Source organism: Pseudomonas sp. BB438 (assembly GCF_057180225.1).
In genome coordinates this window covers 4,349,764-4,375,637 of record NZ_CM170001.1, presented here as the reverse complement: position 1 = coordinate 4,375,637, position 25,874 = coordinate 4,349,764, and the positions used below count along the sequence as shown (strand labels likewise).

27 protein-coding genes are annotated in these 25,874 nt (G+C 66.0%); 15 read left to right on the top strand and 12 right to left on the bottom strand.

What is annotated here, in order from left to right; genetic code table 11:
• Window position 1 precedes the first annotated feature (1 nt).
• Both AC1ZV1_RS20025 and pyrF read left to right on the top strand, forming a co-directional pair.
• Entirely contained in the window at window positions 2–922 is a 921-nt protein-coding gene (locus AC1ZV1_RS20025; RefSeq protein WP_484293282.1) for a response regulator, read from the top strand.
• 100 nt (window positions 923–1,022) lie between these two features.
• A complete protein-coding gene (gene pyrF / locus AC1ZV1_RS20020) occupies window positions 1,023–1,721 on the top strand; it encodes an orotidine-5'-phosphate decarboxylase (protein WP_017517590.1) in 699 nt (232 codons plus the stop codon).
• 120 nt (window positions 1,722–1,841) lie between these two features.
• Here the strand turns inward: pyrF and AC1ZV1_RS20015 are convergent, their stop codons facing one another.
• Window positions 1,842–2,285, bottom strand: a complete 444-nt coding sequence (locus AC1ZV1_RS20015) for a multidrug/biocide efflux PACE transporter (protein ID WP_484293281.1) — start codon at window positions 2,283–2,285, stop codon at window positions 1,842–1,844.
• 132 nt (window positions 2,286–2,417) lie between these two features.
• On the opposite strand from AC1ZV1_RS20015, the gene AC1ZV1_RS20010 reads away from it, so the two are divergent.
• The 6 genes from AC1ZV1_RS20010 to AC1ZV1_RS19985 all read left to right on the top strand — a co-directional run bounded on the left by AC1ZV1_RS20010 (window position 2,418) and on the right by AC1ZV1_RS19985 (window position 9,038).
• Entirely contained in the window at window positions 2,418–3,278 is an 861-nt protein-coding gene (locus AC1ZV1_RS20010; protein ID WP_484293280.1) for a LysR family transcriptional regulator, read from the top strand.
• A gap of 113 nt (window positions 3,279–3,391) precedes the next feature.
• Window positions 3,392–4,309: an AAA family ATPase gene (locus AC1ZV1_RS20005; protein ID WP_484293279.1), complete on the top strand. Its 918-nt coding sequence runs from the start codon at window positions 3,392–3,394 to the stop codon at window positions 4,307–4,309.
• On the top strand, window positions 4,309–5,271 hold the full coding sequence (locus AC1ZV1_RS20000; RefSeq protein WP_484293278.1) for a DUF58 domain-containing protein: 963 nt from the start codon (window positions 4,309–4,311) through the stop codon (window positions 5,269–5,271). The genes AC1ZV1_RS20005 and AC1ZV1_RS20000 overlap by 1 nt, the downstream gene beginning before the upstream one ends.
• Window positions 5,268–7,283, top strand: a complete 2,016-nt coding sequence (locus tag AC1ZV1_RS19995) for a transglutaminase TgpA family protein (protein WP_484293277.1) — start codon at window positions 5,268–5,270, stop codon at window positions 7,281–7,283. The genes AC1ZV1_RS20000 and AC1ZV1_RS19995 overlap by 4 nt, the downstream gene beginning before the upstream one ends.
• Before the next feature lie 69 nt (window positions 7,284–7,352).
• Window positions 7,353–8,123: a CHAD domain-containing protein gene (locus AC1ZV1_RS19990; protein WP_484293276.1), complete on the top strand. Its 771-nt coding sequence runs from the start codon at window positions 7,353–7,355 to the stop codon at window positions 8,121–8,123.
• A 114-nt stretch (window positions 8,124–8,237) separates the two neighbouring features.
• Window positions 8,238–9,038 (top strand): acyl-CoA thioesterase, encoded by an 801-nt coding sequence (locus AC1ZV1_RS19985; RefSeq protein WP_484293275.1) that lies wholly within the window; start codon window positions 8,238–8,240, stop codon window positions 9,036–9,038.
• An 11-nt stretch (window positions 9,039–9,049) separates the two neighbouring features.
• Here the strand turns inward: AC1ZV1_RS19985 and AC1ZV1_RS19980 are convergent, their stop codons facing one another.
• From AC1ZV1_RS19980 to AC1ZV1_RS19960, 5 genes are all read right to left on the bottom strand, one after another.
• Window positions 9,050–10,621: a GGDEF domain-containing protein gene (locus AC1ZV1_RS19980; protein WP_484293274.1), complete on the bottom strand. Its 1,572-nt coding sequence runs from the start codon at window positions 10,619–10,621 to the stop codon at window positions 9,050–9,052.
• A 5-nt stretch (window positions 10,622–10,626) separates the two neighbouring features.
• Window positions 10,627–11,229: a putative pterin-binding protein gene (locus tag AC1ZV1_RS19975; protein WP_484293273.1), complete on the bottom strand. Its 603-nt coding sequence runs from the start codon at window positions 11,227–11,229 to the stop codon at window positions 10,627–10,629.
• Window positions 11,208–11,567, bottom strand: coding sequence for an Mpo1-like protein (locus tag AC1ZV1_RS19970; protein ID WP_484293272.1), 360 nt, complete (start codon window positions 11,565–11,567; stop codon window positions 11,208–11,210). Before AC1ZV1_RS19970 ends, AC1ZV1_RS19975 begins: the two co-directional genes overlap by 22 nt.
• 116 nt (window positions 11,568–11,683) lie before the next feature.
• On the bottom strand, window positions 11,684–13,162 hold the full coding sequence (locus AC1ZV1_RS19965) for a methyl-accepting chemotaxis protein (RefSeq protein ID WP_484293271.1): 1,479 nt from the start codon (window positions 13,160–13,162) through the stop codon (window positions 11,684–11,686).
• A 136-nt stretch (window positions 13,163–13,298) separates the two neighbouring features.
• Window positions 13,299–14,099, bottom strand: a complete 801-nt coding sequence (locus AC1ZV1_RS19960; RefSeq protein WP_484293270.1) for a TatD family hydrolase — start codon at window positions 14,097–14,099, stop codon at window positions 13,299–13,301.
• 226 nt (window positions 14,100–14,325) lie between these two features.
• Between AC1ZV1_RS19960 and AC1ZV1_RS19955 the strand changes: the two genes are divergently transcribed.
• Both AC1ZV1_RS19955 and AC1ZV1_RS19950 read left to right on the top strand, forming a co-directional pair.
• Window positions 14,326–15,750 carry an MltF family protein gene (locus AC1ZV1_RS19955; protein WP_484293269.1) on the top strand — a complete coding sequence of 475 codons (1,425 nt, stop codon included), beginning with the start codon at window positions 14,326–14,328 and terminating at the stop codon, window positions 15,748–15,750.
• Window positions 15,751–15,891: 141 nt separating this feature from the next.
• On the top strand, window positions 15,892–16,326 hold the full coding sequence (locus AC1ZV1_RS19950; RefSeq protein WP_045211483.1) for a DoxX family protein: 435 nt from the start codon (window positions 15,892–15,894) through the stop codon (window positions 16,324–16,326).
• 82 nt (window positions 16,327–16,408) lie between these two features.
• Here the strand turns inward: AC1ZV1_RS19950 and AC1ZV1_RS19945 are convergent, their stop codons facing one another.
• Window positions 16,409–17,437 carry a YeiH family protein gene (locus AC1ZV1_RS19945; RefSeq protein WP_484293268.1) on the bottom strand — a complete coding sequence of 343 codons (1,029 nt, stop codon included), beginning with the start codon at window positions 17,435–17,437 and terminating at the stop codon, window positions 16,409–16,411.
• A 93-nt stretch (window positions 17,438–17,530) separates the two neighbouring features.
• Between AC1ZV1_RS19945 and AC1ZV1_RS19940 the strand changes: the two genes are divergently transcribed.
• Window positions 17,531–18,430 (top strand): LysR family transcriptional regulator, encoded by a 900-nt coding sequence (locus tag AC1ZV1_RS19940; RefSeq protein WP_484293267.1) that lies wholly within the window; start codon window positions 17,531–17,533, stop codon window positions 18,428–18,430.
• Here AC1ZV1_RS19940 and thpR read toward each other — a convergent pair.
• Window positions 18,416–18,934, bottom strand: coding sequence for an RNA 2',3'-cyclic phosphodiesterase (gene thpR / locus AC1ZV1_RS19935; RefSeq protein WP_484293266.1), 519 nt, complete (start codon window positions 18,932–18,934; stop codon window positions 18,416–18,418). The genes AC1ZV1_RS19940 and thpR overlap by 15 nt on opposite strands.
• A 181-nt stretch (window positions 18,935–19,115) precedes the next feature.
• Between thpR and AC1ZV1_RS19930 the strand changes: the two genes are divergently transcribed.
• The gene (locus AC1ZV1_RS19930) at window positions 19,116–19,436 is read left to right on the top strand and encodes a hypothetical protein (RefSeq protein WP_484293265.1); all 321 of its coding nucleotides are present in this window, start codon (window positions 19,116–19,118) and stop codon (window positions 19,434–19,436) included.
• A gap of 56 nt (window positions 19,437–19,492) precedes the next feature.
• Here AC1ZV1_RS19930 and greB read toward each other — a convergent pair whose 3' ends face one another.
• From greB to AC1ZV1_RS19915, 3 genes are read right to left on the bottom strand one after another with little or no spacing between them, the layout of a single operon-like run.
• A complete protein-coding gene (greB, locus tag AC1ZV1_RS19925) occupies window positions 19,493–19,990 on the bottom strand; it encodes a transcription elongation factor GreB (protein WP_045211475.1) in 498 nt (165 codons plus the stop codon).
• Window positions 19,991–20,031: 41 nt separating this feature from the next.
• Window positions 20,032–22,533, bottom strand: a complete 2,502-nt coding sequence (locus tag AC1ZV1_RS19920) for an ABC transporter permease (protein WP_484293264.1) — start codon at window positions 22,531–22,533, stop codon at window positions 20,032–20,034.
• 13 nt (window positions 22,534–22,546) lie between these two features.
• Window positions 22,547–23,230: an ABC transporter ATP-binding protein gene (locus AC1ZV1_RS19915; protein WP_484293263.1), complete on the bottom strand. Its 684-nt coding sequence runs from the start codon at window positions 23,228–23,230 to the stop codon at window positions 22,547–22,549.
• 10 nt (window positions 23,231–23,240) lie between these two features.
• On the opposite strand from AC1ZV1_RS19915, the gene AC1ZV1_RS19910 reads away from it, so the two are divergent.
• The 3 genes from AC1ZV1_RS19910 to AC1ZV1_RS19900 all read left to right on the top strand — a co-directional run bounded on the left by AC1ZV1_RS19910 (window position 23,241) and on the right by AC1ZV1_RS19900 (window position 25,269).
• Window positions 23,241–23,846 (top strand): arylesterase, encoded by a 606-nt coding sequence (locus tag AC1ZV1_RS19910; protein WP_484293262.1) that lies wholly within the window; start codon window positions 23,241–23,243, stop codon window positions 23,844–23,846.
• A gap of 87 nt (window positions 23,847–23,933) precedes the next feature.
• Complete coding sequence (locus AC1ZV1_RS19905; protein ID WP_484293261.1) at window positions 23,934–24,212, top strand: hypothetical protein; 279 nt, start codon at window positions 23,934–23,936, stop codon at window positions 24,210–24,212.
• 73 nt (window positions 24,213–24,285) lie between these two features.
• Window positions 24,286–25,269 (top strand): L,D-transpeptidase family protein, encoded by a 984-nt coding sequence (locus AC1ZV1_RS19900; RefSeq protein ID WP_484293260.1) that lies wholly within the window; start codon window positions 24,286–24,288, stop codon window positions 25,267–25,269.
• A gap of 144 nt (window positions 25,270–25,413) precedes the next feature.
• Here the strand turns inward: AC1ZV1_RS19900 and oprI are convergent, their stop codons facing one another.
• Window positions 25,414–25,665 carry an outer membrane lipoprotei OprI gene (gene oprI / locus AC1ZV1_RS19895; protein WP_017517003.1) on the bottom strand — a complete coding sequence of 84 codons (252 nt, stop codon included), beginning with the start codon at window positions 25,663–25,665 and terminating at the stop codon, window positions 25,414–25,416.
• Between the last annotated feature and the right edge of the window lie 209 nt (window positions 25,666–25,874).

Below are 25,874 nucleotides of genomic sequence, written 5' to 3'. Positions count from 1 at the left end.
CATGAGCCAGCCTGTCCGCATCCTCTTCGTCGACGACGAGGAACGCATCCTGCGCAGCCTCGCGATGCAGTTCCGCCGTCACTACGACGTGCTGGTGGAGACCGATCCGCACAGGGCCCTGCAGCGCCTGCGCGAGGAGCGCATCGATATCCTCGTCAGCGACCAGCGCATGCCGCAGATGACCGGCGCCGAGCTGCTGGCCGAGGCCCAGGAGATCGCCCCGGATACGCTGCGCATCCTCCTCACCGGGTATTCCGACCTGGACGCCGCGGTGGATGCGCTCAACAGCGGCGGCATCTTCCGCTACCTGACCAAGCCCTGGGACCCGCAGGAAATGGCCTTCACCCTGCGCCAGGCGGCCGAGATCGCCCACCGCCAGGCCCCGGCCGAACCCATCGATACCAAGGCGATCAGCCGCGTCGTCGCGCCGCTCAACGTACTGCTGCTGGACGAGGACACCGAAACCCTGGCCTGCGTCGGCGAGTTCTGCAGCGCCGGCACCCACCAGCTGCACCGTGCGCGCAACCTGGCCGAGGCCATCGTGCGGCTGAACAGCGAGCCGATCGACATCCTGATCAGCGACCTGAAGCTCGCCGGCGAGGACACCGCACCGCTGCTCAAGTCCCTGGCCCAGGCCCACCCGCGCCTGCTGAGCATCGTCGTCACGCCGTTCCGTGACACCCAGGACCTGCTGGCACTGATCAACCAGGCGCAGATCTTCCGCTACCTGCCCAAGCCGATGCGCCGCGGGCTGTTCGAGAAGGGCCTGAAGGCCGCCGCAGAGCAGGCACTGCTGTGGCGCGCGCAGCCCGAACAGAAGGTCGCACGCATCGCCGAGGTGCCGCGCGAGGAGCGCGAGCGGGAGAAGGTCGGCAGCCTGCTGGGCATGCTCGGCCGCCTGCGCGAGCGGCTGAGTGCCTGATCGCCGCCGGCGACGCAGCATTCCTGCCGGGCGGGCTACGGAAGTCGGCGCGTTTCTGCGACAATGCGCGCCGATTTTTTCGAACCCCGCGAGAGAGCCCATGTCCGCCTGCCAGACCCCGATCATCGTCGCCCTGGATTTCCCCACCCGTGAAGCCGCGCTGGCGCTGGCTGACCAGCTCGATCCGAAGCTGTGCCGGGTGAAGGTGGGCAAGGAGCTGTTCACCAGCTGCGCCGCCGGTATCGTCGAGACCCTGAACAGCCGCGGTTTCGAAGTCTTCCTCGACCTCAAATTCCACGACATCCCCAACACCACGGCGATGGCCGTGCGCGCCGCCGCCGAAATGGGTGTGTGGATGGTCAACGTGCACTGCTCCGGCGGCCTGCGCATGATGAGCGCCTGCCGTGAGACCCTGGACGCCTTCAACGGCCCGTCGCCGCTGCTGATCGGCGTGACCGTGCTGACCAGCATGGAGCGCGAGGACCTGGCCGGTATCGGCCTGGATGTCGAGCCCCAGGAGCAGGTGCTGCGGCTTGCCAGTCTCGCCCAAAAAGCTGGCATGGACGGCCTGGTCTGTTCCGCCCAGGAGGCGCCGGCGTTGAAGGCCGCGCACCCGGCGCTGCAACTGGTCACCCCCGGCATCCGCCCCGCCGGCAGCGCCCAGGACGACCAGCGCCGCATCCTTACCCCGCGCCAGGCGCTGGACAATGGCTCCGACTACCTGGTAATCGGCCGCCCGATCAGCCAGGCCGCCGACCCGGCGAAGGCCCTGGCCGAGATCGCCGCCAGCCTGGCCTGAGGCGCTTCTCCGTACTGAGACGCCGCCCCTAAAAAAAGCCCGCATCGCTGCGGGCTTTTTGGTTTCTGCTTTTCGTAGGAGCGAGCAAGCTCGCTCCGCCATTGCGCGTCGGTCGTTTAATCAGTTCGCTTGCACTACTGGTTCCCGACCAGTCCAACGCTCACGCAACACGTCGTACACCCAGTTGAACACCAGCGCGTAGGGCAGGAAGAACAGCACCAGGCCGATGTCGAGGATGAAGGCCTGCAGCAGGCTCACCGACAGCCACCAGGCGGCCAGCGGCACCAGCAGGATGATCAGGCCCAGTTCGAACAGCGAGGCGTGCAGCACGCGCACCGACAAGGTCCGGCTGAAGCCCATGCGGTTCTGCGCGCGGTCGAAGGCGGCGTTGAACAGCATGTTCCACACAGTGGCGATGGCCGAGAACATCAGGGTCATGGCGCCCATGTGGCCCAGCGGTTTGTCCATCAGCCAGGCCAGGGTCGGTGCGCAGATGACGACCGCCAGCAGTTCGAAAAGGCCGGCGTGGAACATCCGCTCTTTCAGGGTTTTAGTGGGAGTCATGGGGTATCTCCAGGCATCAAGCTCTCAATTCACGAGAAGGCCGACTCCGTCGGTCCGGCGCCATTATCATCGGTCGACCGGCTGGATATAAGTTGGATACCATCGGCTTAACCGATGGAAGAGGGCGCCGTGATGCAATATTCCCCCGAGTCCCTGCAGGCGTTCGCCGAGGCTGCCTGCCTGGGGTCGTTCAGTGCTGCCGCGCGCAAGCTGGGCAAGAGCCAGTCCACCGTCAGCGAGGCCATCGCCCGCCTGGAGATCGACCTCGGCCTGACCCTGTTCGACCGCAGGAGCCGCCAGCCACAACTGACCGAGGCCGGCCATGTGCTGCTCGGGCGCGTGGAGGAAGTGCTGATGGCCAACGACCGCCTCGGCCAGCTCGCCCATCAGCTCGTCGGCGGATTGGAGTCGCGGGTGACCCTGGCGATGTCGGACACCTACCAGTCCGCCGAATTCGAGGCGCGGCTGGCGGAGATCGACGCGCGCTACCCGGACCTCGAGTTCGAATGGCTGATCGCCGAGGACAGTGACGTGCTCGACCTGGTCGTCCAGGGGCGTGCCAGCCTGGGGTTGCTCGCGGCGCAGAAGGATTACCCGCCGGACATCAGCTCGGCGACCCTGAGCGAACAGGCCGAGTTCGGCCTGTTCGTCAGTCGCGATCATCCGCTGGCTGGCCGTGCGCAGGTGGAACGCGAGGACCTGCTGGCCTATCGTGCGTTGCGCCTGAATACCTACCTGGACGACGCCGCGCCAATGCTTGGCGGCCGCTGCTGGAGCGCCCCGAACTACCTGCTGTTGCTGGACATGGCGGTACTGGGCTTCGGCTGGATCGAACTGCCCAGTTGGATGGTCGGTCGCTTCGCCAGCGGTCGCATGCAGGAGCTGACGGTCGCTGGCTGGCCGCGGCGGGTGGCGGTTGACGTGATCTGGTCGCGGCAGCGCAGGCTGGGGCCGGCCTCAAGCTGGTTGATGGAGCGTCTGCTGGGGCGCTGAGGCGCTCTGGATCGCAGCGCTACATCACAGATTCCGGACTAAATGTGTCGAAGCCTTTGATGCTCCCTCCTGGACCAGTAGGATCGGAGTTTTCCGGGGAAGAGAGGGTCAGGATGCACGCCAAGCTGGAGAATTGTCTGAAGGCAGTCGATCAGGTTCTGCTCGGCAAGGATGTGCAGGTGAGGCTGGCGATGACCTGCCTGCTGGCCCGTGGTCACCTGCTCATCGAAGACCTGCCCGGCATGGGCAAGACCACCCTGAGCCACGCCCTGGCGCGGGTGCTGGGACTGAGCTTCCAGCGTATCCAGTTCACCTCCGACCTGCTGCCCGGCGATGTGCTGGGCACCTCGGTGTTCGACAAGGACACCGGGCAGTTCGTCTTCCACCCGGGGCCGATCTTCTCCGAGCTGGTGCTGGCCGACGAGATCAACCGCGCCACGCCCAAGAGCCAGAGCGCGCTGCTCGAAGCCATGGAGGAGGGCCAGGTGACCATCGAGGGCGCGACTCGCCCGCTGCCCGAGCCCTTCTTCGTCATCGCCACGCAGAACCCGGTGACCCAGGGCGGCACCTTCGCGTTGCCCGAGTCCCAGCTCGATCGTTTCCTCATGCGCCTGTCCCTGGGCTACCCCGGTCGGGCCGCCGAGAAAGCGTTGCTGCTGGGCGAGGCGCGCCGCGACCTGCTGCCGCGGCTGGAGCCGATGCTCGATCCGAAGGAGCTGCAGGCGCTGCAGGGCGAAGTGCTGGCGGTGCGCGCCAGTGATGCCCTGGTGGATTACGTGCTGCGCCTGGTGGAAGCCACGCGGACCCAGCCGGCCTTCGCTCTCGGCCTGTCGCCGCGCGGCAGCCTGGCGCTGCTGGCAGCGGCTCGGGCCTGGGCACTGCTGGCTGGGCGTGACTACGTGATTCCCGAGGATGTGCAGGCCGTCCTGCCGTCCGTGGCGGGGCACCGCCTGCGTGACCAGGCCGACCCGGCCGGGCATGGCGGCGGTGCGTTGGTGCAACAACTGCTGCGCTCGGTCCCGGCGCTCTGATGTCGTTCCTGCCCGCCTGGGTCAGGCCCCGCTGGCAGGGCTGGATCGCCCGGCGGATTCCGCCGGCCGCGACCCAGCAACTCAATCAGCGGCGCATTTTCATCATCCCGACACGCCAGGGCCTCGCGTTTGGCGTCGCCCTGCTGCTGATGCTGCTCACCGCGATCAACTACCAGAACAGCCTGGCCTACGGCCTGACCTTCCTGCTGCTGTCGCTGTTCATCGTGGCCATCCTGCACACCTACCGTAATCTCGGTGGCCTGCGTCTGACGGCGTTGGGCGCGCAGCCGGTCTTCGTTGGCGAGCAGGCCGTGTTCCGCGTGCGACTGGAAGGCGAGGGGCGCGCGCGTCAGGCGGTTGGTATTGGCTGGGACGCCGAGCAATTGCAGTTTGCCGATGTCCTGTCCGATGGCGCCCAGGAAGTGCTGCTGGCGCTGACCGCGGAGCGTCGCGGATGGCTGCGACCCGGGCGATTGCGGGTGGAGAGTCGATTTCCGCTGGGCCTGCTGGTGGCCTGGAGTTGGCTGGACCTGCAGCAGTCGGCGTTGGTCTATCCCCGCCCGCTGCCGGGCGATCTGCCTCTGGAAAGCGGTTCGGCCGAGGTTGATGACGAAGGTGTGCGGCCCAGCGGCCGGGGTGTGGATGATTTCCAGGGGCTGCGTCCCTACCAGCCGGGTGACTCGCGGCGGCGCCTGCACTGGAAGGCCTACTCACGTGGCCAGGGCCTGTTGGTGAAGGATTTTGCTGCGCTGAGTGGGCGCAATGTATGGCTGGAATTCAACGCGCTTGGCGGCGATGCCGAGGCGCGTCTGTCACGGCTGTGTCATTGGGTGCTGGAGCTGTCGCAGCGCCAGGAACCGTTCGGCCTGCGGCTGCCTGACGGGCAGATTCCGGTCGCTGAAGGCGACGCCCACCGCGAGGCCTGCCTGCGTGCGCTGGCGCTGCATGGGGTGCGCTCATGAACAGCGCCGCGACCCTTGCCGCCCAGCCTATTCCCAGGGTGGCGCTGACCTGGCTGCTGGTGGCCCAGGCCGTGGTGATCATTCCTCATCTGGAGCACCTGCCGATCTGGATCGTGGTCCTCTGGCTGGGTTGTGCGCTCTGGCGTGTGCAGGTCTACCGCATGCGGGCGAGTTTCCCCAGCGGCGTCGCCAAGCTCGGGCTGGTAGCAGTCGCCGGCTTGGGCGTGTGGTTGTCGCGGGGTTCGGTGATCGGACTGGATGCCGGTGTCGTTCTGCTGATCGCCGCTTTCGTCATCAAGCTGGTGGAGCTGCGAACGCGGCGAGACGCCTGGGTACTGATTCTGTTGGGCTTCTTCGCGGTGACCACCAGCTACCTGTTCCAGGACGACATCATCGCCGCAGCGTTCAGCCTGCTGCCGGTGCTGGCCCTGCTGGCGGCCGCGATCGGCCTGCAGCAGAGCGGCTTCGCCGCACGTCCCATGCCCACCCTGCGCCTGGCCGGTGGTCTGCTGCTGCAGGCGTTGCCACTGATGCTCCTGATGTTCCTGCTGTTCCCGCGAATGGGGCCGCTGTGGTCGCTGCCGATGCCCGGAGATCAGGCCGTCACCGGGCTGAGCGACTCGATGGCACCGGGGGACATGGTTTCGCTGAGCCAATCGCCAGCCCTGGCGTTTCGCGTGAGCTTCGACGGCCAGCCTCCACCGCATTCGCAGCTGTACTGGCGGGCCCTGACACTGGAGCGTTTCGATGGTGTGCGCTGGGCGACAGCCTTTCAGCGTGGCGATGTCCCACCCCAATGGCGTGAGCACGGCGAAGCCGTGGAGTACCAGGTGATCATGGAGCCTAACGGCCGGCCCTGGCTGTTCGCCCTGGACGTCGCGCGGAGTTCACTGGGCGACGCACGGTTGATGAGCGATTTCCACCTGGAGCGTCGCGCACCGGTACGCCAGGCGCTGATGTACCGTGCCACCTCCTGGCCGCAGGCCCTGCTCGAGCCCACCGATGGCGCCCGCGCGAAGCGGGTGAATCTGGCGCTGCCCAGGGCAGGAAACCCGCAGGCGCGTGCCTGGGCGCAGGAGCTGCGCGAACGGTATCCGCAGCCCGGCGATCTGGTCCAGGCGATGCTGCGGCACTTCCGCGAGCAGCCCTTCCGCTACACCCTGCGGCCACCGGAAACGGGGCCGGAGCGCATCGACGGTTTTCTCTTCAGCACGCGGGCCGGTTTCTGCGAGCACTATGCCGGTGCGATGGCCTTCGTCCTGCGCTCGGCCGGCATCCCGGCGCGTGTGGTCACCGGCTATCAGGGGGGCGAGACCAGCGCTTCGGGGAGCTATCTGAGCGTGCGCCAGTTCGATGCCCATGCCTGGGTCGAATACTGGCAGGATGGCGCAGGCTGGACGCGAGTGGATCCCACTGGTGCGGTGTCGCCCGAGCGTATCGAACAGGGACTGGAAGCGGCCATGAGCAGCGAGGGGAGCTTCCTCGAGCAGGACCCGTTCTCGCCGCTGCGCTATCGCAACATTTCGATCATCAACGATCTGCGCGCTGCCTGGGATAACCTCAACTACGGCTGGCAGGCCTCGGTGCTTGGGTACCAGGGCGAGCAGCAGGGCGACCTGTTGCGACGCTGGTTCGGCGATCTCGACCGGCAGTGGCTGGGCGCCTTGCTGGTCGGCGGCGGCGCGGTGCTGCTGGGCCTGCTGGCGCTGCTGCTGTTCAAGCCCTGGCGGCGCCCCCTTGACCCGCAGTTGCGCAGTTTTCAGCGCTTCGAGCGGTTGCTGGCGCCGCTGGGTGTGCGCCGCGAGCCGGGCGAGGGCGCGCGCGACTTCTGCCGGCGGGCGATCAAGGTCCTGCCGGCCCATGCGCAGGCTATCCGCGGTTACCTGGATGCTTTCGAGCAGCAGCGCTATGGCGGCGCGGCAGTCTCGTCGGCAGAGCTGCACGCGCGTCTGGTTCGCCTGCGCCGTGAGTTGCCCTGGCGGCTGCGGTTCTCGCGCGGAAACGGAACGTGACATCGCGACCCTTGCCGCTGCGTCGGCGGGGGCTACCCTGATATTTCACCCCCTGGAGTGGAGCCTGCCGTGACCTCCTTCTGCGATTACCTGGTAAGCCATCTGATCGAGCAGGAGGTCGCGTTGTTCTCCGCATCCTCCCGTCTGAAGGCCGAGTCTGATCCTGAGGCGCTGCACGATCTGCGCATTGCCGTGCGCCGCCTGCGCAGCCTGCTGCACCCGGTGCGGGGCATGCCCGGCATCGATGAGCTGGAGCAGTCGCTGGGCGAGATGGGCCGGCTCAGCGGTCCGCTGCGCGACCTGGAGGTGCTGCTGCCGGTGCTGGAAGCCGAAGGCTACGAGCGCGCTGCCGCGCTGCGTCGACCGGCGCTGATTTCCGGCTACGCCACGTTGCTCGCCAGTCCGCAGTGGGAGCGGCTGATGATGCGCCTGGATGGCTGGCCGCAGTTGTGGCGTACTTCCGAGCGGCACGGCGTGCTGAAGGGGTTGCACGGCAAGGTGGAAAAGCGCCTGGCCAGGGAGTGGCAGAAGCTGCGCGATGCCCTGAAGGACCCGGCCCACGACCGCCATCGTCTGCGCCTGCTGATCAAGCGCGTGCGCTATTCGCTGGAGGCCTATCCGAAGGAGTCCGCCGTGCCCCAGCGTCTCCTCGTGCCGCTCAAGGATGCGCAATCGGCGCTGGGCGACTGGCATGACTACGAACAATGGCTGATCCGCAGCGAGCGCGAGCTCGACCTGATGCCGCTGCAACCGCACTGGAACGCCCGCCACGACCTGGCCGAACGCCTCGCCGACGAGAGCCTGCAGGTCCTGGAAAAGGCGCTGCATAGAGCCCATTGATAACAAGGCATTTGCTGCAAGGGACAAGGCTTTGGATGGTTTGCCGGGGCTGCCGGTGCCCCTAAGATCGCAACCAGTTCCATTTTCCAGCCAGTAGCCCCAAGGAAGTCGACCATGTCCTTCAGCGAAATGCTCCAGGCAGTGCGCACCGCGCCGCTGTCCATCGTCATCCCCGTCAGCTGGGCCCAGGGCCGGGCGAGTTTCGGCGGCCTGGTGGCGGCGCTCGCCTACGAGGCCATGACGGCCGTGGCCGAGGCAGGGCGGCCGGTGCGTTCGCTGGCGATCACCTTCGTAGGTCCGATCGAGGTTGAAGTGCCGGTGAGCTTCGAGGCGGAGGTGCTGCGCGAAGGGAAGTCGGTCAGCCAGGTATTCTGCCGTGCCGTGCAGAACGGACAGGTCGTGCTGCTGGCCCAGGGCAGCTTCGGGGTGGCGCGGGAGTCCAGTGTTCGCATGGATGGCCTTCCGCCGCCGGCGTTCAAGGCCATCGAGGACTGCCAGGAACTGCCTTACATCCGCAAGCTGATGCCGGCTTTTACCCAGAACATCGCCATGCGCTGGGCGGTGGGGCATATGCCGTTCTCGTCCAGCCGCGAGCGCGAGATGGGCGGCTGGATGCGCTTCCGTGGGGATGACGTGGGCGATGAGCCGATGGAGATCAGCCACCTGCTGGCGCTGATCGATGCCTGGCCACCCGCCAACCTGCCGCACCTGAAATCCCCGGCGCCGTCCAGTTCGCTGACCTGGACCGTGGAATTCGTCCAGCCGCTGCCGTCGATGCCGGCCGACGGCTGGTGCCAGTACCTGGCAACCATCGAACATGCCCGCGATGGCTATGGCCATATCGCGGCGCAGACCTGGTCGGCCGATGGCCAGCTCCTGGCGATCGGTCGGCAGACCGTGACCATCTTCGGCTAGCGAAACTCCAGCTAGAGGCCGGGCGCGGTTTCCGTGCGGTTGCGCCCGCCGGCCTTGGCCCGGTAGAGCGCGCGGTCCGCGCGGGCGAGCAGGTCTTCAAGGCGCAGTTCGCCCTCGCGTCGGGCGGCCACGCCGATGCTCAGGGTCAGGCGGACGCGATTACCGTCCTCGCTGGTGAAGGACAGCGCCTGCACACTGTGGCGTACCCGCTCGGCGACCTGCAGCGCCTGCTGCAGGTCGGTCTCCGGGAGGATCGCGGCGAACTCCTCGCCACCCAGGCGACCAAGCAGGTCCACCTCGCGCAGGCCCTGCGTCAGCTCCTTTGCCACGGCCTGCAGCACCGCGTCGCCGAACGCATGGCCGTGGGTATCGTTGATCGGCTTGAAGAAGTCGATGTCCAGCATCAGCGCCGCGCACTGGCGGTCATAGCGCTGCGCGCTCTTGAGCAGGGCGACGCCGCGTTTGACGAAAGCGTGGCGGTTCTGCAGGCCGGTCAGCGGGTCGGTGGTGGCGAGCAGGCGTAGCTCCTGCTCCATGGTCTTGCGCTGATTGATGTCGAAGCTCCACACCAGCGAGGCGGGGCGGCCGTCCACCTCCATCTTGCGTGCCCAGACGATTGCCCAGTACGCCGGATTACCGGCCAGGCGGGTCTCCCAGCTGTCCAGTTGGCCGTTGTCGGCCAGGGACTGGCGAAAGCGCGACTCCTCGTCGGGGTCGTCGAACAGCCGGTGCAGGGTGAAGGGTTCGTCCGGGTGGATGCCGGTACGTTGCAGCAGGCGCGGGCTGACGTAGTGGGCGCGGGAGTCCTCGTCGCTGAGCAGCGCCACGTCGCTGGGGCTGGTGTCGAGGATGTAGCGCAGCAGTGCCTTGCGTTCGCTCAGTTCCTGGGTGCGCTGTTCGACGCGCTGTTCCAGGGACTGGTTGAGGTCATGCAGGCGCTGGGTCAGCAGCAGTTTGCGGCGTGAGTTGGCGATTACCCGCAGGGCCAGCAGGACGCTGCACAGGCCGAGGCCGAAGAGCACCCAGGCCAGCCGGTTGAAGGCGCGCTGCAAGTCCTGGCGCTCCGCGTCCATGTAGTTGGTCAGGGCGATGTTGGTGGCGACCACCAGTTCGTGGGCAGGTTCGAGCAGCGGTGGCAACTCGCGCAGCATCTCGCCGGCGAGGGCCTTCGCCGCTGCCGGCTGGCCCCAGGGGGCGCGCGTGAGCCAGGCATCGCTCAGGCGCTGGATCGTCTCCAGGGTTGCCTGCACTTCCGGGCGTGGCACGACCAGATAGCCGTAGACCGGCGTGTTGCGCAGCGGCGGCAGGAGGCTGGCGAGCACTTCGATGCGGGTCGCCAGGACGTCGCTGTCGCTTTCGCCAGCGAGCACCTGCCGTGCGCTGTTCAGCGAGCGTTCCAGCTCGGCACGCAACTGATAGGCCTGCCACAGCTCGCTGTGGGCATCGGGGTGGGCCAACTGTCGGACGTGCTGGTGCACCATCAGCAGCGCCGCGCCGGCGCCGGCGGTCAGCGCCGCGATCAGGCCGCTGAGGATGATGACGGTCAGGCGGCGATAGCGGCGCCTGGGCGGTCTCGGTGGCACGGCGATCACTCCAGGATAATGCGGCTTACCTGCCAGACGGTGCGGTTGAAGTAGACCTGGGTGCGCAGTTCCGGGTGATCGAGCATCGGGTAGATGACGAACAATGGGCCGCGTTCGGCGATACCAATGGTTTGGCCGTCGCGAGCATAGGCGAGGATCGGATCAAAGGCGTCGAGGTCGCTCAGTGGAATCAGGGCGGAGTAGTCGTTCAGCGCCTCCACCCGCAGGCGCTGGGTGTCGCCGCGTTCGAAGCCGGCGAGCAGGGCGCTCAGGCGAACGCCCTGCCAGGCATAAACATGAGACTCCTCCGGGAGCATGGCGCGTCGCTCGGTCTGCGGCAGCGCCTGCAGGTCGCGAAGGCTGAAGTGGCGCAGGAACTGGGGCTGGCCCTTGACTGCGATGGTCAGCACGGTGCGCTCGGCCGCCTTTTCCGGGGCTGAGTACGCGGACGTGACAAGAAACAGGCAGGTCAAAGTGCCAATAAAATGACGAAAAGCCGACATCTCAACAGCTCGTGACGAAATCTCGACGATTATATCGGCGAACCTGCCGGGTACTTGAATGGCCGAATTGCCGCGCCCGCACTTCAGCGCCTGCGATTGCGCCATGCGCGCCACCAGGCGCCGCTCAGGAGGAAGCGCGGGAAGGTGACGAACTGCTCAGCGAGCAACCGCGTCACGGCATCCTTGCGGTCGCTGAAGGGCTCGGGTGCCTGCTCCTCGAGTTTGTGTCCACGGCCCTGGATGGCCAACGAGGCGACCATGCCGATGACGCCCAGCAGGATCGCCGACAGGCTCAGGTCGAGGAGTCCGTCGAGCAGCGTCAGGGCGCCTAGGATGAACAGCGGCACGGCGATGATGTGCAGCGCCAGGTTGGTCGGGTTGCGGTGGTTGGCGGCGTAGCCCTGCCACTGCCAGGCGAGGAGAGTGGGGTGACGTTTGCCCATGAGGGAAGCTCCCGAGACTGAGAAGCCCGCCTGAGCGCAGGCGAGCGCGATATCAGCAGTCTAGGTGGAGCCCCGAAGCCTGTGCCAATGGGCACAGGCTATGCGGGCGATAGGGATTACAGGCGCAGCTGGCGGATGGCGCGGCTCAGTTCGCCGGCGAGGTCCGCCAACTGGTGGCTGGTGCCGGCCGAGTCGACGGTCTGCTGCACGGTGTGCTCGGTGACATCGCGGATGCCCACGACCGAGCGGGTCATTTCCTCGGCCACCTGGCTCTGCTGCTCGGCGGCCACGGCAATCTGGGTGTTGCTCTCGCGCATCAACGCCACCGCCGAGGCAATTGCCGCCAGGGCTTCGCCTGCTTCCCGGGCTTCCTCGACGCAGCCGTCGGCCTTGATCGAGCTTTCCTGCATGAACTCCACGGCGTCGCGGGTGCCGGACTGCAGCGCGTTGATCATCTGGGTGATTTCGTCGGTGGAGTCCTGGACCCGCTTGGCGAGGTTGCGGACTTCATCGGCGACCACGGCGAAGCCGCGGCCCATCTCGCCGGCGCGCGCGGCTTCGATGGCGGCGTTGAGGGCAAGCAGGTTGGTTTGCTCGGCGATACCGTGGATCACGCTGACCACGCTGCTGATCTTGTGGCTGTCCTGGGCCAGCTGCTGGATCATCTCGGCGGTCTGCTGCACGCCCTGGGACAGCCCGGCGATGGACTGGCCGACGCGGCCGACGACCTGCTGACCATTCCCGGCGAGGCGATCGGCTTCCTGCGACTGGTCACGGGTGTCGGCCGCGTGCTGGGCGATGTGGTGAACAGTGGTGGACATCTCGTTGATGGCGGTGGCGGCCTGGTCGGTCTCGCTCTGCTGGCCGAGCATGCCCTGGCGCACCTGGCCCATGCTGGTGGCGAGGCTGCGTGCGCCTTCGTCGAGGCGGCCGGCGGCCTGGGCAACGGTGCCCACCACCCGCTGGTAACCGGCCTGCATGGCGTTGAAGGCCGTGGCCATCTGGCCGACTTCGTCGCGGCTTTCCAGCGGTACGCGGGCGGACAGGTCGCCACTCTTCTCCACGTGCAGCATCACGTCACGCAGGGTCAGCAGGTGAGTGAGGATGAAACGGATCAACAGCTGCGAGGCGGCCAGCAGGGCCAGCATCAGCACCAGCACGGCGCCGGCGAAGGGCAGGGCGCGGTCCTCGAAGACACTCCAGAAATCGGCGCCGTGGGCGAGCACCGCGACACGTTGGCCATTGCCGATGTCCTGCACGTAAGCGCCTGCCAGGGCGCCATTGCGGGTCTGGGCACCCTGCAGGTCGACCCAGCCGTTGGCGCGGGCGAGGGTGGACGCATCGATGCCGGCAATCTGCGGCGCGCTGCCGCTGGCGAAGCTGACGAGGTTCGAAGCGGTCGGCAGTGCCGCGCCCGCCGGCCAGCCCTTGAGCAGCTGCGCCTGGGCTTCGGCACCCTGGCGTGCCTGCTGGTTGCGCCCGTCGAGCTCCTGGTGCATGGCAAACAGCACCAGCAGCAAGGTGGTGACGAAGGCGACCGCGTTGACGGCCCAGAATTTGTACTTGAGGGAAATATCGCGGATCCAGGCGGCCATAAATCTCTTCTTGTCGGTCGAATAATGGCGAGGCGCCATCATTGTCATGAAAAGGGTGACGGTGGCCATTGATGGGAATCAAGCCACCTGCTGCTCCCGACTTATCGGCCGATGAAGGGCAATCTTGAGAGCCGGTTCAAATTTCCGGCAGGTCAAAGAACCGTCGCGCGCACGCGGTGGTGTGAGCCGCTACCTGCTCTGGTCTCTCGCCTCGGTGTTGTGCCACGCAGGCGAGCACTTCGGGCAGGTAGGCCGGGTGGTTGCGGCCGCTCTTGGGCTTCGGTCGCAGCGTGCGCGGCAGGAGGTAAGGGGCGTCGCTTTCCAGCATCAGCCGGCCTTGGGGAATCTCCTGCACCAGTTCCTGCAGGTGGGTGCCGCGGCGCTCGTCGCAGATCCAGCCGGTGATGCCGATGTGCAGGTCGAGGTCGAGGTAGGAATAGAGAGTGCGACGCTCTCCGGTGAAGCAATGCACCACGGCGGCAGGCAACTGGTCGCGGAACCCCTTGAGAATCGCCAGCAGGCGCTCGCCCGCGTCGCGCTCGTGGATGAACACCGGCAATTGCAGTTCAACCGCCAGGCCTAGCTGTTCTTCGAAAGCCTTCTCCTGTTGCGGACGTGGCGAAAAGTCGCGGTTGAAGTCCAGTCCGCATTCGCCCACGGCCTTTACCCGGTCCTCCGCCAGAAGACTGCGCAGCACCTTGGCGCTCCCGCTGTTCCAGTGGCTGGCTTCGTGCGGGTGAACGCCAGCGGTGCAGTAAAGACGCTGTTCTTCATCCAGTTGCCGGCACAGTCCCAGGGCCTGTTCGCTGTCGTCCAGGCTGGTTCCGGTGAGCACCATCTGCACGACGCCGGCCTCGATTGCGCGAGCGAGTACAGCTTCACGTTCCGAGGCAAAGCTCGGGTGGGTGAGGTTGACGCCGATGTCGATCAGTTGCATGGTTCTTCCCTTGGTTCGGGCGAGCAGCATAGCAGAACCTCTGTTTTTCCATAAAAACCCTTTTAAAACAGATAGTTGAAGCCACTTCTGAAAGTGCTTCCGGAATTTTGGGTTGGCATTCGGCCCGTGCTGTGAGAGTCTCGCGCGCCCTCGGCGGCCGGGAACTCGCGGCCAAAACCGTGCTCTGACTGGGCCGGTGCCGTGTGCAACCCCCCTGGAGAGCTGGATGACGCGACTGTTGCTGCTACTGCTGTGCCTTGTGGCCCTGACGCCACTGCCGGCGGCTGCGCGCCTGACAGCCCAGCCGGAAAGCTGGGAACAGGAAAGCAGCGACGCCCGCGATCTCGCCTCCATCCGCTCCGGTGGCACCCTCCGCGTTCTGGTCAACCAGAGCCGCAACAGCTCCGGCGAAATCAAGGGCGAACCCATCGGTATCGAATATCGCCGACTGCGGGCCTTCGAGCAGTACCTCAACGACAGCGCTCCGGGGCGCAAGCCGCTCACCATCAAGTTCATTCCCAAAGCCAAGGATCAGTTGCTCGGTGCGCTGCAGCGCGGCGAAGGCGATCTGGTCGCGCCGGGGGAAGTCCTGTTGGCCCGCGATGGCCAGAACGTCAGCCCCAGCCTGCCGTGGAAAGCCGACGTGCCGCTGGTGCTGGTCACCAAACAGGGCAACCGCAAGTTCGTGCGCCTGGAGCAGCTCGCCGGCCGCACCATCACCCTGCCGGCCGGCAGCGCCGCTGGCGAGGCTGTGCGCAAGGTCAACGAGCGCCTGGCGCAGAAGCGACTGGCGCCGCTGGTGCTGGAGTGGACCGATTCCTCTCTGGCCGTGGAAGACGTGCTGGAGATGGTCCAGGCTGGCATCTTCAACTACACCGTGGTCGAGCAGCCCATCGCCGAGCGCTGGAGCAAGGTCTTCACCAAGCTGCGCGTCGATCGTCATCTGGTGCTGGACAACAGCGAGCCGATGGCCTGGTACGTGCGACGTGATGCACCGATGCTGCGCGCCAGCGTCAACCGCTTCCTCAAGGACTACCGCGCTCCGGCCGATCAGGACGTCGCCTTCCAGCGTCTCTACCGCCGCGCCTATCAGGTTCGCAATCCGCTGGTGGTCCCCGACCGCAAGCGCCTGGAAGCCGTGCGCCCCACGCTGCAGCGCTTCGCCGAGCAGAGCAAGGTGGACTGGCTCGCCTTGGCCGCGGTCGCCTTCAAGGAATCCAATCTCAATGCCGGCGCGCGCGGCGCCGGTGGCGCCAGCGGCCTGATGCAGATCACCCCGGCGGCGGCTCGCGCCGTGGGCGTGGATACCGTGCACCAGAAGGAGAACAATGTGCAGGCGGCCAGCCGATACATGGCCATGCTGCGCAAGCGTTTCTTCGCCAGTCCGCGCATCAACGAACGGGACCGCATGGCCTTCGTTCTTGCTGCCTACAATGCCGGTCCCGAGCGGGTGCAAAGCCTGCGCGCGGAGGCCAAGCGCCAGGGCCTGAACCCCAACCAGTGGTTCTTCCAGGTGGAGCGCGTGGCGGCCGAGCAGATGGGCATGGGCGTGGTGAACTATGTCAGCAGCGTCAACAAGTACTATCTTGCATATCAGCGGGAACGTGATGGCCTCGAGCCACGTGAGAGCGTGGCGGCAATCAAGAAGTAATCAGTTTTTTCGATAGTAATCAGCGCGATTTTGCGCTTTTGATATCGGAAAAATTGGATATATTGGTCGCCAAGCAACCACGGTTGTCACCCACTTCCTACGCAAACCCGCTCTCATACGAGCTGCCCACAAGGACGCATCATGAACTCGCTGATCAAATCCATCCTGACCACCAACGCTGGCGCTGGTATTGCTGTCCTGCGCATCACCACCGGCCTGACCTTCATGGCTCACGGCTCGCAGAAGCTCTTCGGCGCCTTCGGTGGCCCGGGCCTGCAGGGTATGGCGGGCTGGCTGGAATCCCTCGGCGTGACCCCGGGCTACCTGATGGCCACCCTGGCCGGTAGCGCTGAATTCTTCGGAGGCCTGGCCCTGGTACTCGGCCTGCTGGTGCGCCTGGCGAGCATCCCGCTGATCGTCGCCATGCTGGTTGCGGTGTTCAGCGTGCACCTGGCCAACGGCTTCTTCATCACTGCCAACGGCTTCGAGTACGCCTTCACCCTGATCATGATCAGTGTTGCGCTGCTGATCAGCGGCGCCGGCCCGTTCTCCCTGGACCGCAAGCTGTCCAGCTGATCGCTGACCCGGTTACGAAAAAGGGCGGACACCTGCGGTGTCCGCCCTTTTTGTTTGGCGACGTGTATCAGTGGAGCGCAGCTCAGTGGAAGAGGAACTGCACGCCGCCGTTGATCAAGCCGCCGCCCACCAGCAGGAAGACGAAGAGGCCGGCGCCCAGCAGCAGCGGTTTGGGGCCCTCCTTGCGCAGGTCACCCAGGCGCGTTGCCAGGCCGAGGGCAGCCATCGCCATGCCCAGCATCACGTCGTCCAGTTGCTGCAGCGGGGCCAGCCAGCTTTCCGGGACCCAGCCCAGCGAGCGCAGACCGGTCACCAGCAGGAAGAACACGGCGAACCCGGGGATGTGCAGCTTGCGGCGCGTACCCGGCTCGGCGGCTTCGGCACAGCCAACGCGGCCGAGAATCAGCAGGGCCGGGGCCAGCAGAAGGACACGCAGCATCTTGCTGATCAACGCGGCATCGGCGGCCGCCGGGTCCATGGCGCGTCCGGCGGCGACTACCTGGGCGACCTCGTGGATGGTCGACCCGGTGAACACACCAAAGGCCTGCTCGCTGCCGAACAGATGGGGCAGTGCGGCATAGATCATCGGGTGAAGCAGCATCGCCAGGGTGCCGAACAGCACCACGGTAGCCACTGCGACGGCGGTGTGTTCTGCGCGGGCCTTGAGTACCGGGCTGCTCGCCATCACCGCTGCCGCGCCGCAGATGGCGCTGCCGGCGCCGATCAGCAGGGCGCTTTCGCGCGGCAGCTTGAGCCAGCGTTCGCCGATCCACCAGGCGACGGTCAGGGTGCTGGCAACCATCAGTACGTCGATGATCAGGGCGGCCGGGCCGAGGGCGGCGATGTCCTGGAAGGTCAGGCGCAGGCCATACAGCACCACGCCCAGACGCAGCAGTTGCTGGCGCGAGAGGTCGATGCCGGGACGGATGCTGCCGAAGCGGGCCAGACCCAGGTTGCCGGCCAGCAGGCCGATCAGGATTGCCAGGGTCAGGCTGCCGAGCCCCAGATGCTGCAGGGCGGGGATTTCCATGAGCTGGCGGGAGCCGAAGGCGATGGCCAGGCAGAGCAGGGCGCCGGGAAGGTAATAGGGCAGGCGGCGGAGGGCGTTCATTGCAGGCTCCTTGTGTAAGGTGAAGCCATGGTGCCGCGAGCCTGCTTAGTGTAAAAACGGATTGTTCTTATTGGGTTGACCGGTTTTATCGATATGGGGCCACGCATCACCCTTCGCCAACTGGCGACTTTCACCGCCATCGCCGAACTGGGCAACGTGACCCAGGCGGCGGCGCGCATAGCGCTGTCGCAGTCCGCCGCCAGCCAGGCCCTGCAGGAACTCGAGCGCGCCCTCGGCACGCGCTTGTTCGACCGCAGCGGCAAGCGCCTGGCGCTGAACGACAACGGTCGCGCCTTTTACCCCAAGGCCAGTGCGCTGCTGGCACAGAGCGCGGAGCTGGAGAGCCTGTTCGAGTCGGCGCCGGTGCAGCTGAGTCTCGGCGCCAGTCGCAGCATTGGCGGCTATCTGCTGCCGCAGGTGATGGCGGGCTTCCTTGCGGAGCTGCCCGAAAGCCACCTGCAGCTACAGGTGGCCAATAGCGGCGGCGTGATCGAGGCGCTGGCCGAATTCAGACTGGACGTAGCCTTCATCGAGGCGCCGATCCAGCATCCGCAGATCCAGCTGACACCCTGGATGGCGGACGAGCTGCTGTTGGTGGTGGCGCCGGACCACCCCCTGGCAGTGGCCGATCGCATCTCCCTGGAGGATCTGGCGGCGGCGCGCTGGGTGCTGCGGGAGGCTGGTTCGGGCACGCGAGTGACGTTCGAGCAGCAGGTGCTGCCGCGTCTGGGCAGCGTCAACGCGCCCCTGGAGGTCAGCAACGCCGAGGCGATCAAGCAGCTGGTGGGCAGCGGTTTTGGTATCGGCTGCCTGTCGCAGCGCGTGGTACAGGCGGAACTGGAGCGAGGCGAGCTGGTGCGTCTGGACAATCCGCTGGGGCCGTTGCGGCGAACCTTCTTCCGCGCACTTCACATCGACAAGTACCCAACGGCGGGACTGCGCCGCTTTCTCGATTATGCCGAGGGCTGGGCAGTTCGCTCAGGCGCCCTGTAGCGGCCACTCGCCGATGGAGCGGTAGCGGACGCCGGTGGGGCTGTTCTCCGAGCTGAACAGCGTAACGGCCTGCGCTGGCAGCAGGAAGGAGGCACTGGCGGCCGGCGTGTGACGGGCGTGGCGGGCGAGGGTGATGTGCGGATGGAACGGACGATGCTCGACTTCGAATCCACCCGCACGCAGCTCCTCTCGCAGGGCGTGCACCAATTCGTGCAGGGCAGCGGGCACGGCGCGCGGGGCCAGGTGCAGGATGCCGTTGTTCCAGCGTGCGACGTGATCCAGCTCCAGGCTGAATCCCTGGCGCGGCAGGCGTTCGCCGATGTCGCGCAGCTCCGCCTTGCGGCCGCGCGGTACCGAACCCAGAAAGGCCAGGGTCAGGTGAAGGTTGGCTTGGGCGACAGGCTGGCCGTCGAGGTGCAGGCCGTCGCGCCAGGTGCAGATCTGCGCCGCCAGTTCCGGCGGGCAGGGCAGGGCGAAGAACAGCCGCAGAGGGGGTGTAGTCATCGACTGAAGTCTCCTTGACAGCGTTGCCGGGGCTTCTCTAGGATGCCGCACAGCGCCGATTTAAGTAGCAACTTGCGGGGCGCGGATGCAGCGATGGCTGACATCGAAATACCGCTAAAGCGCTGGTTCGGTGTGCCTCTCGCCGCGTCCAGCAGGACCCCTGAGGCGGAGACGTGACACCATGACCTGTCCCAACCCGCAAGTACGCCTGGCCCCGATCACCACTGGCCTGGTTCGCCGCAATCCGAAGATTCTCCTGGGCGGCAATCATCAGCCCACCCTTGTCCGTTACCTCGATGGCTGGCCCAAGCGCTGGAACGGCTCGCGCACCTTACTGATCCAGTTCGCCGAGACTTTTGCCGATCTCAAGCGCTTTCCGAGCGACAGCTTCGACTTTGCGGTGGTCCAGTCGCCGGTGGCCGAGCAACTCGAATCGGCCATTCACGAGCTGACCCGCGTCGCCCGGCAGGGCCTGATCACCCGGCGCCCATCGTCGTTCTGATCGTGTGGGGGTGAGCAAGCTCGCTCTGACAAGGAAAGTCATTCGCTGGCTGGCGTTCAGGGATAGTCGATTTCCACCACAAACCACAGTTTCTCGCCGGAGGGGCTGCGCACCATCACCTCGGCGTCCAGCTCCTTGCCCACCAGGGCGCGGGCGAGTGGCGAGTCGATGCTGATGTGGTTGTTGCGCAAATCCAGTTCATCGGGGCCTACGATGCGGTAGCGAGCCTGTTCGCCATCCTCGTCTTCCAGGGTGACCCAGGCACCGAAGTAGACCTTGTTCGGATCGGCCGGGCGCTCGCTGACTACCTTGCAGTTCTCCAGGCGTTTGCGCAGGAAGCGCACGCGGCTGTCGATTTCCCTCAGCATCTTCTTGCCGTAGGTGTACTCGGCGTTCTCCGAGCGGTCGCCCTGTGCTGCGGCCTCGCTGACCGATTGGGTCACCTGCGGCCGGCGCACATTCCACAGTTCATGCAGTTCGGCGCGCAGGCGCGCCTCGCCTTCGGGGGTGATCAACGGGGTACCGGCGGGGCGGGGCGGACGATAACGGCTCATGGCATCCAGTGCGGCGAGAGTGATTGGGGCAGTCTACCCGATCAGCCCTCGCGCAGCAGGCGCAATGGACTCACGCTGAGCGCACGGCGTGTGCCGAGCAGCCCGGCGCCCCCCACCAGCAGCGCACCCAGGACTGGCAGCGCCAGCAACCAGGGATGCGGGCTCCACGGCAGATCGAAGACCAGCCGGTAGAGCAGGTAGCTGATCAGCTCGCAGCCCAGCGCTGCCAACAGGCCGCTGACCGCGCCGAGCAGGGCGAACTCGCTGCGTCGTGTGCGCATCAGCAGGCGGCGTTCGGCGCCCAGGGCGCGCAGCAAGGCACCTTGCCGCAGGCGTTCGTCGAGGGTCGCCTGCAGGCCGGCGAACAGCACCACGAAGCCGGCGGCGAGGACAAAGACCAGCACGTATTCCACGGCCAGGGTGACCTGATCGAGGATGCTGCGCAGTTGTGCCAGCAAGGCATCTACCGGCAGCAGCGTGACGGTGGGGTAGGCGCGGGCCAGTTCGATCAGTTGGCGTTCCTGGCTGGCTGGCAGGTAGAAGCTGGTCAGGTAGGTCACCGGCAGGTCGGTTAGGGTGCCGGGTTCGAAGACCATGAAGAAGTTGGGCTGAAAATTGTCCCACTTCACCGAGCGCAGGCTGCGGATCTGCGCTTCGCGGGTCTGCCCGGCGACGGTGAAGCTGAGGTGGTCGCTAACCTTCAGGCCGAGGTTGCCGGCGAGCTTCTCTTCCACTGAGACGCCTGGCAGCTCGTTCTTCTCGCCAGCCTTCCACCAGTCGCCGGCGACAATCTGGTTGCCTGCTGGCAGGCGTGCTGACCAGGTCAGGCCGAGGTCGCGATGCAGGGCGCGTTCGCTGCGGACATCCTCGTTCATGGCATGGACGGGCTTGCCGTTCACTGCTACCAGCCGGCCGGGCACCATCGGGTAGAGGTCTTCGGCGTTGGGCGACAGCGCTTTTACGCGCTGCTCGAAGCCGGCTTTCTCCGCCGGCAGGATGTTCAGCGCGAAGTGGTTCGGTGCGTTGGGTGGCAGTTGCGAATGCCAGGTGTCCAGCAGTTCGCCGCGCAGCAGGGCGATCAGTGCCATGGCCAGCAGGATCAGGCCGAAGGCCAGGCTCTGTCCGGCGGCGGCCAGCGGGTAGCGCAGCAGCTGGCCAAGACCCAATCGCCACGGCAGGCTGGCGCCCTGGAGTGCGCTGCGCAAGCCGCGCAGTGCCAGCAGCAGAATGAAGCCGAGAATGACGGCCGCGATGGCGCCGCCGCCGAGCAGGGCGAGGGTAAGTTTCAGGTCGAGACTGAGCCGCCACATGATCAGGCCGAGGGCGAGCAGCGCGCAGCCATAGGCGGCCCAGGTGCGCATGGGCACCGGCAGGAGATCGCTGCGCAGGACGCGCAGCGGCGGCACGCGACCGAGCGCAGCCAGTGGCGGCAGGGCGAAGCCAGCCAGCGCGACGAGTCCGGTCGCCATGCCGGCCAGTGCGGGGACGATGCCGGCCTCGGGGATTTCCGGCGGCAGCAGGTTGCCCAGCAGGCGCATCAAGCCGAGCTGCGCGAGCCAGCCGAGAAAGGCACCGCAGACGCTGGCGACCAGTCCCAGTGCGAGCAACTGGCTGCCGTACAGCAGCAGCGCTTCGCGGCGCGACAGGCCCAGGCAGCGAAGCAGTGCGCTGGCGTCGAAGCGGCGGGTGGCGAAGCGGTTGGCGGAGAGTGCCACCGCCACGCCAGCGAGCAGCACCGCGGCGAGGCTGGCGAGATTCAGATAGCGCTCGGCACGCCCCAGGGCGTCGCCGATTTGCCGGTTGCCGTGGTGGGCGTCCTGCAGTTCCTGGTTGGCAGAAAGGTTGCCCTGGGTCGCCTGTCGGTAGGTTTGCAGCGCCTCGTGCGGACCGCCCCAGAGGTCGCGATAGCGCACACGGCTGCCGGGCTGCACCACGCCGGTGGCGTCCAGGTCCTGCAGGCTCATCATCACCCGCGGGGTAAGGCTGTAGAAGTCGCCGGCGCGGTCCGGTTCGTAGGTCAGCACGCGGGCGATGCGCAGGGATTTGCGACCGATGTCGATGCTGTCGCCGATCTTCAGGTCGAGGCTGGCCAGCAGGCGTGATTCGACCCAGATGTCGCCCGGCGCCGGGCGACCGCCTTCGACTTCCGGCTGCAAGGGAGCAGGCGCACTCTTCAGTTCGCCGCGCAGGGGGTAGCTGTCACCGACGGCCTTCACGCTGCTCAGTTGGATACCGTTGTCGGTGGCCACCACGCTGGAAAACTCGACGCTTTGTGCGTGCTGCAGGCCAAGTTTGAGCCCGCTGTCGATCTGTTCCGGGCGCGGCGGTTGGGTGCCGGTGAGCACCAGGTCCGCGCCGAGGAACTCGGCAGCGCGCACCAGCATCGCGCCGTTCAGTCGCGCACTGAAATAGCCGATGGCGGAGCTGGCCGCGACCGCCACCAGCAGGGCGAAGAACAGCACGCGCAGTTCGCCGCTGCGGCCTTCGCGCCACAGCTGGCGCAGGGACAGGCGGAACAGGTTGGGCAGCGACAGTGGTTTCATCGGCTCTCGTCCGTCAAGGTTCGACGTGGTCGATCAGGTGGCCGCTTTCCAGGCGGATGTGACGCTGGCAGCGGTGGGCGAGGCGTTCGTCGTGGGTCACCAGGACGAGGGTAGTGCCGCGCTCGCGGTTCAGCTCGAAGAGCAGGTCGCTGATGCGCTCGCCGGTGTGGGTGTCGAGGTTGCCGGTGGGTTCGTCGGCAAACAGCACGTCCGGCTCGGCGGCGAAGGCGCGGGCGATGGCAACCCGTTGCTGTTCGCCACCGGAGAGTTGGCGCGGGTAGTGGGTCAGGCGCTGGCCGAGACCGACCCGCTCGAGCAGTTCGCGGGCCCGTTGCCCGGCATCCTTTCGGCCGTCGAGCTCCAGCGGCAGCATGACGTTCTCCAGTGCAGTGAGGCTGTCGAGCAACTGGAACGACTGGAAGACGAAGCCGACATGGGCGGCACGTACGCGCGCGCGCTGGTCTTCATCAAGGCTGCCGAGGGTGTGGCCGAGCAGGACGATCTCGCCGCCGCTGGGCAGGTCGAGCCCGGCGAGCAGGCCGAGGAGGGTGGATTTGCCCGAGCCGGAACTGCCGACGATGGCGAGGCTGTCACCGCGGGCGAGGTCGAGGGAGAGGTCGTGCAGGATGGTTAGCTTGCCTTCCGCGCTGGAAACAACCTTGCTAAGGTTTCGCGCGGTGAGAATGCGTTCGCTCATGGAGAATCCGATGCGTGCATGGCTAATGGGCGGCTGCCTGGCGTTGCTTCTGATCACGCAGCAGGCCGCGGCGCAGACGCTGTTGGTCGTCGGCGATAGTATCAGCGCCGGTTTGGGGCTGGATACCAGCCTGGGGTGGGTCAGCTTGCTGGACAAGCGTCTGAAGGAGCAGGGATTCGACTACACGGTGGTGAATGCGTCGATTTCTGGCGACACCACGGCGGGAGGCCTCGCGCGGCTGCCGGCGCTGCTTTCGGAGCAGAAACCGACGCTGGTGGTGATCGAGTTGGGCGGCAACGATGGCCTGCGCGGAATGGCGCCGGCGCAATTGCAACAGAATCTTAGCGCGATGGTTCAGCAGTCGCGTGAGTCGGGCGCCAAGGTGGTCCTGCTCGGCATGCGCCTGCCGCCCAACTATGGGCAGCGCTACACCGACGCGTTCGCCAAGGTGTTCGAGAGCGTGGCGAGCGAGCAGAAAATTGCCTTGGTGCCGTTCTTCCTTGAAGGAGTGGGTGGCGTGCAGGGCATGATGCAGGCTGACGGAATCCATCCGGCTGTGGTGGCGCAGCCTAAGCTGCTCGACAACGTGTGGCCGACGCTCAAACCTCTGCTGTAATAGCCTGTAGCTGCGAGAAACCACAGAATCGAGGCTTCCACGCGCCCGGCCTTTCGGCTATGTTTGCGCACCCTTCTGGAACCCCCTATGTCGCGCCCCGCCTGGACCCTCTTCGCCTATCAACTGATCGAGCCCGATGAGCAGCTGGATCTGTTCGCCTGCCGCGAGGTTCGGGTACATCTCGTTGCGCGCCAGCTGGAGCTGGGAACCCCGGCCGATCGTACGCTGTGCGGCAGCCTGCTGCCGGCGCAGCCGTTGTGGCGCGGAGCAGAGAAGCCGCTGCTGCGCGATCGGCGTATTTGCGCGGCCTGCCTGAAACAACTGGACGAGGAAAAGCGCGGCGCACGGAGCTCCTGGCTCGTCTGATATCTCCCGTTGACGGGGCTTGCGGTGTTAAACTGATCACCCTTTGCTCATTGCCCACGTCAAGGATCCTCGGATGTTGTCGCGCGTCATTGCCGCCTGCTCGCTGTCCCTCGCCGCGCTGCTCTCGGCCGGCCCCGTTTCCGCCATTGAATTGCCGCTGCCGGCGCCGGGTGACGATATCGTCGGCCAGGTCCAGGTGATCAAGGCCAAGTACGAAGATACCTTCGCCGATCTCGGCGAAAAATACGGCCTCGGCTACTCCGAGATGATTGCCGCCAACCCGGGCGTCGATGCCTGGCTGCCGGGCGTGGGCACCGAGATCATCATTCCGACTCGCTTCGTCCTGCCGGCTGGCCCGCGTGAGGGTGTAGTGATCAACCTCGCCGAGTACCGCCTGTACTACTTCCCCAAGGACAAGAACGTCGTCTACACCTACGCGCTGGGTATCGGTCGTGAGGGTTGGGGCTCGCCGGTCGGTAGCACGACCGTTATCGCCAAGACCAAGGACCCGGCCTGGTATCCGCCGGCGTCGATTCGTGCCGAGCACGCCGCCGATGGTGACCCGCTGCCGAGCGTGGTTCCGCCGGGTCCGGACAACCCGCTGGGTCCGTACAAGATGAGCCTGGGCTTTCATGGCTACCTGATCCACGGCTCGAACAAGAAGTTCGGCATCGGTACCCGTACCAGCCACGGTTGCTTCCGCATGTACAACTGGGACGTGACCCAACTGTTCTCGATGATTCCGGTGGGCACCAAGGTGCGCATCATCAACGAGCCGTACAAGTTCGGTCGCAGCGAGGGCAAGATCTACCTCGAAGCCCACGCACCGATCGATGACAATGGCGATCCGTCCGTGGTCGACAAGCACACCGCGGTGATCAATGCCCTGCTCAAGCGCGAAGACATCGCCAGCCAGATGCAGATGGATTGGAACGTGGTGCGCGAAGTAGTCGCCGCCGAAGACGGCCTGCCGGTTGCCATTGCCCAGCCGCAGCAGGTGCAGCAGGGTGGTTCGGTCGCTGCTACCGTCGACCAGGACGCCGCGCCACTTCAGTAATACGCAGGGCACCATCAGAAAGCCCGCCGACCATTACCGGTCGAGCGGGCTTTTTGTTGCCAGCGTACTTTGCCGAGGGCAAGTTGCAGGCATAAAAAAACCGACCCCGAAGGGTCGGTTTTTTCGAACAGATCCGAAGATCTATTACTTGCGGCTGGCTTTGTCCAGCATACGCAGGGCGCGCTCGTTAGCCTCGTCAGCGGTCTGCTGGGCTTTCTGAGCAGCGGCCAGAGCTTCGTCAGCCTTGCGATAGGCTTCATCGGCACGGGCTTGAGCGCGAGCAGCGGCGTCTTCAGTAGCGGTCAGACGTGCTTCGGTTTCTTTCGAGTGGCTGCTGCAACCGGTGGCCAGAACAGCAGCCAGAGCCAGAGCAGAGAATTTCAGAACGTTGTTCATCGTGTTCCCCTTAAGGTGGACATTTCCATTAAAAGCAATCTCCCATGACTGGGAAATTAGCCGGACTACATAGTACTCATTACTTGTAGTAAGTAAACTGACCAAGCGCAAGTACGGCACTTTTTTTTCATGTTACGCACGCTCTTCGCAGTTGTCCGAGGCCGATTTGGGCAAAAACTGTCCAATCTGGCAAAGGAGTGTTTCCAACA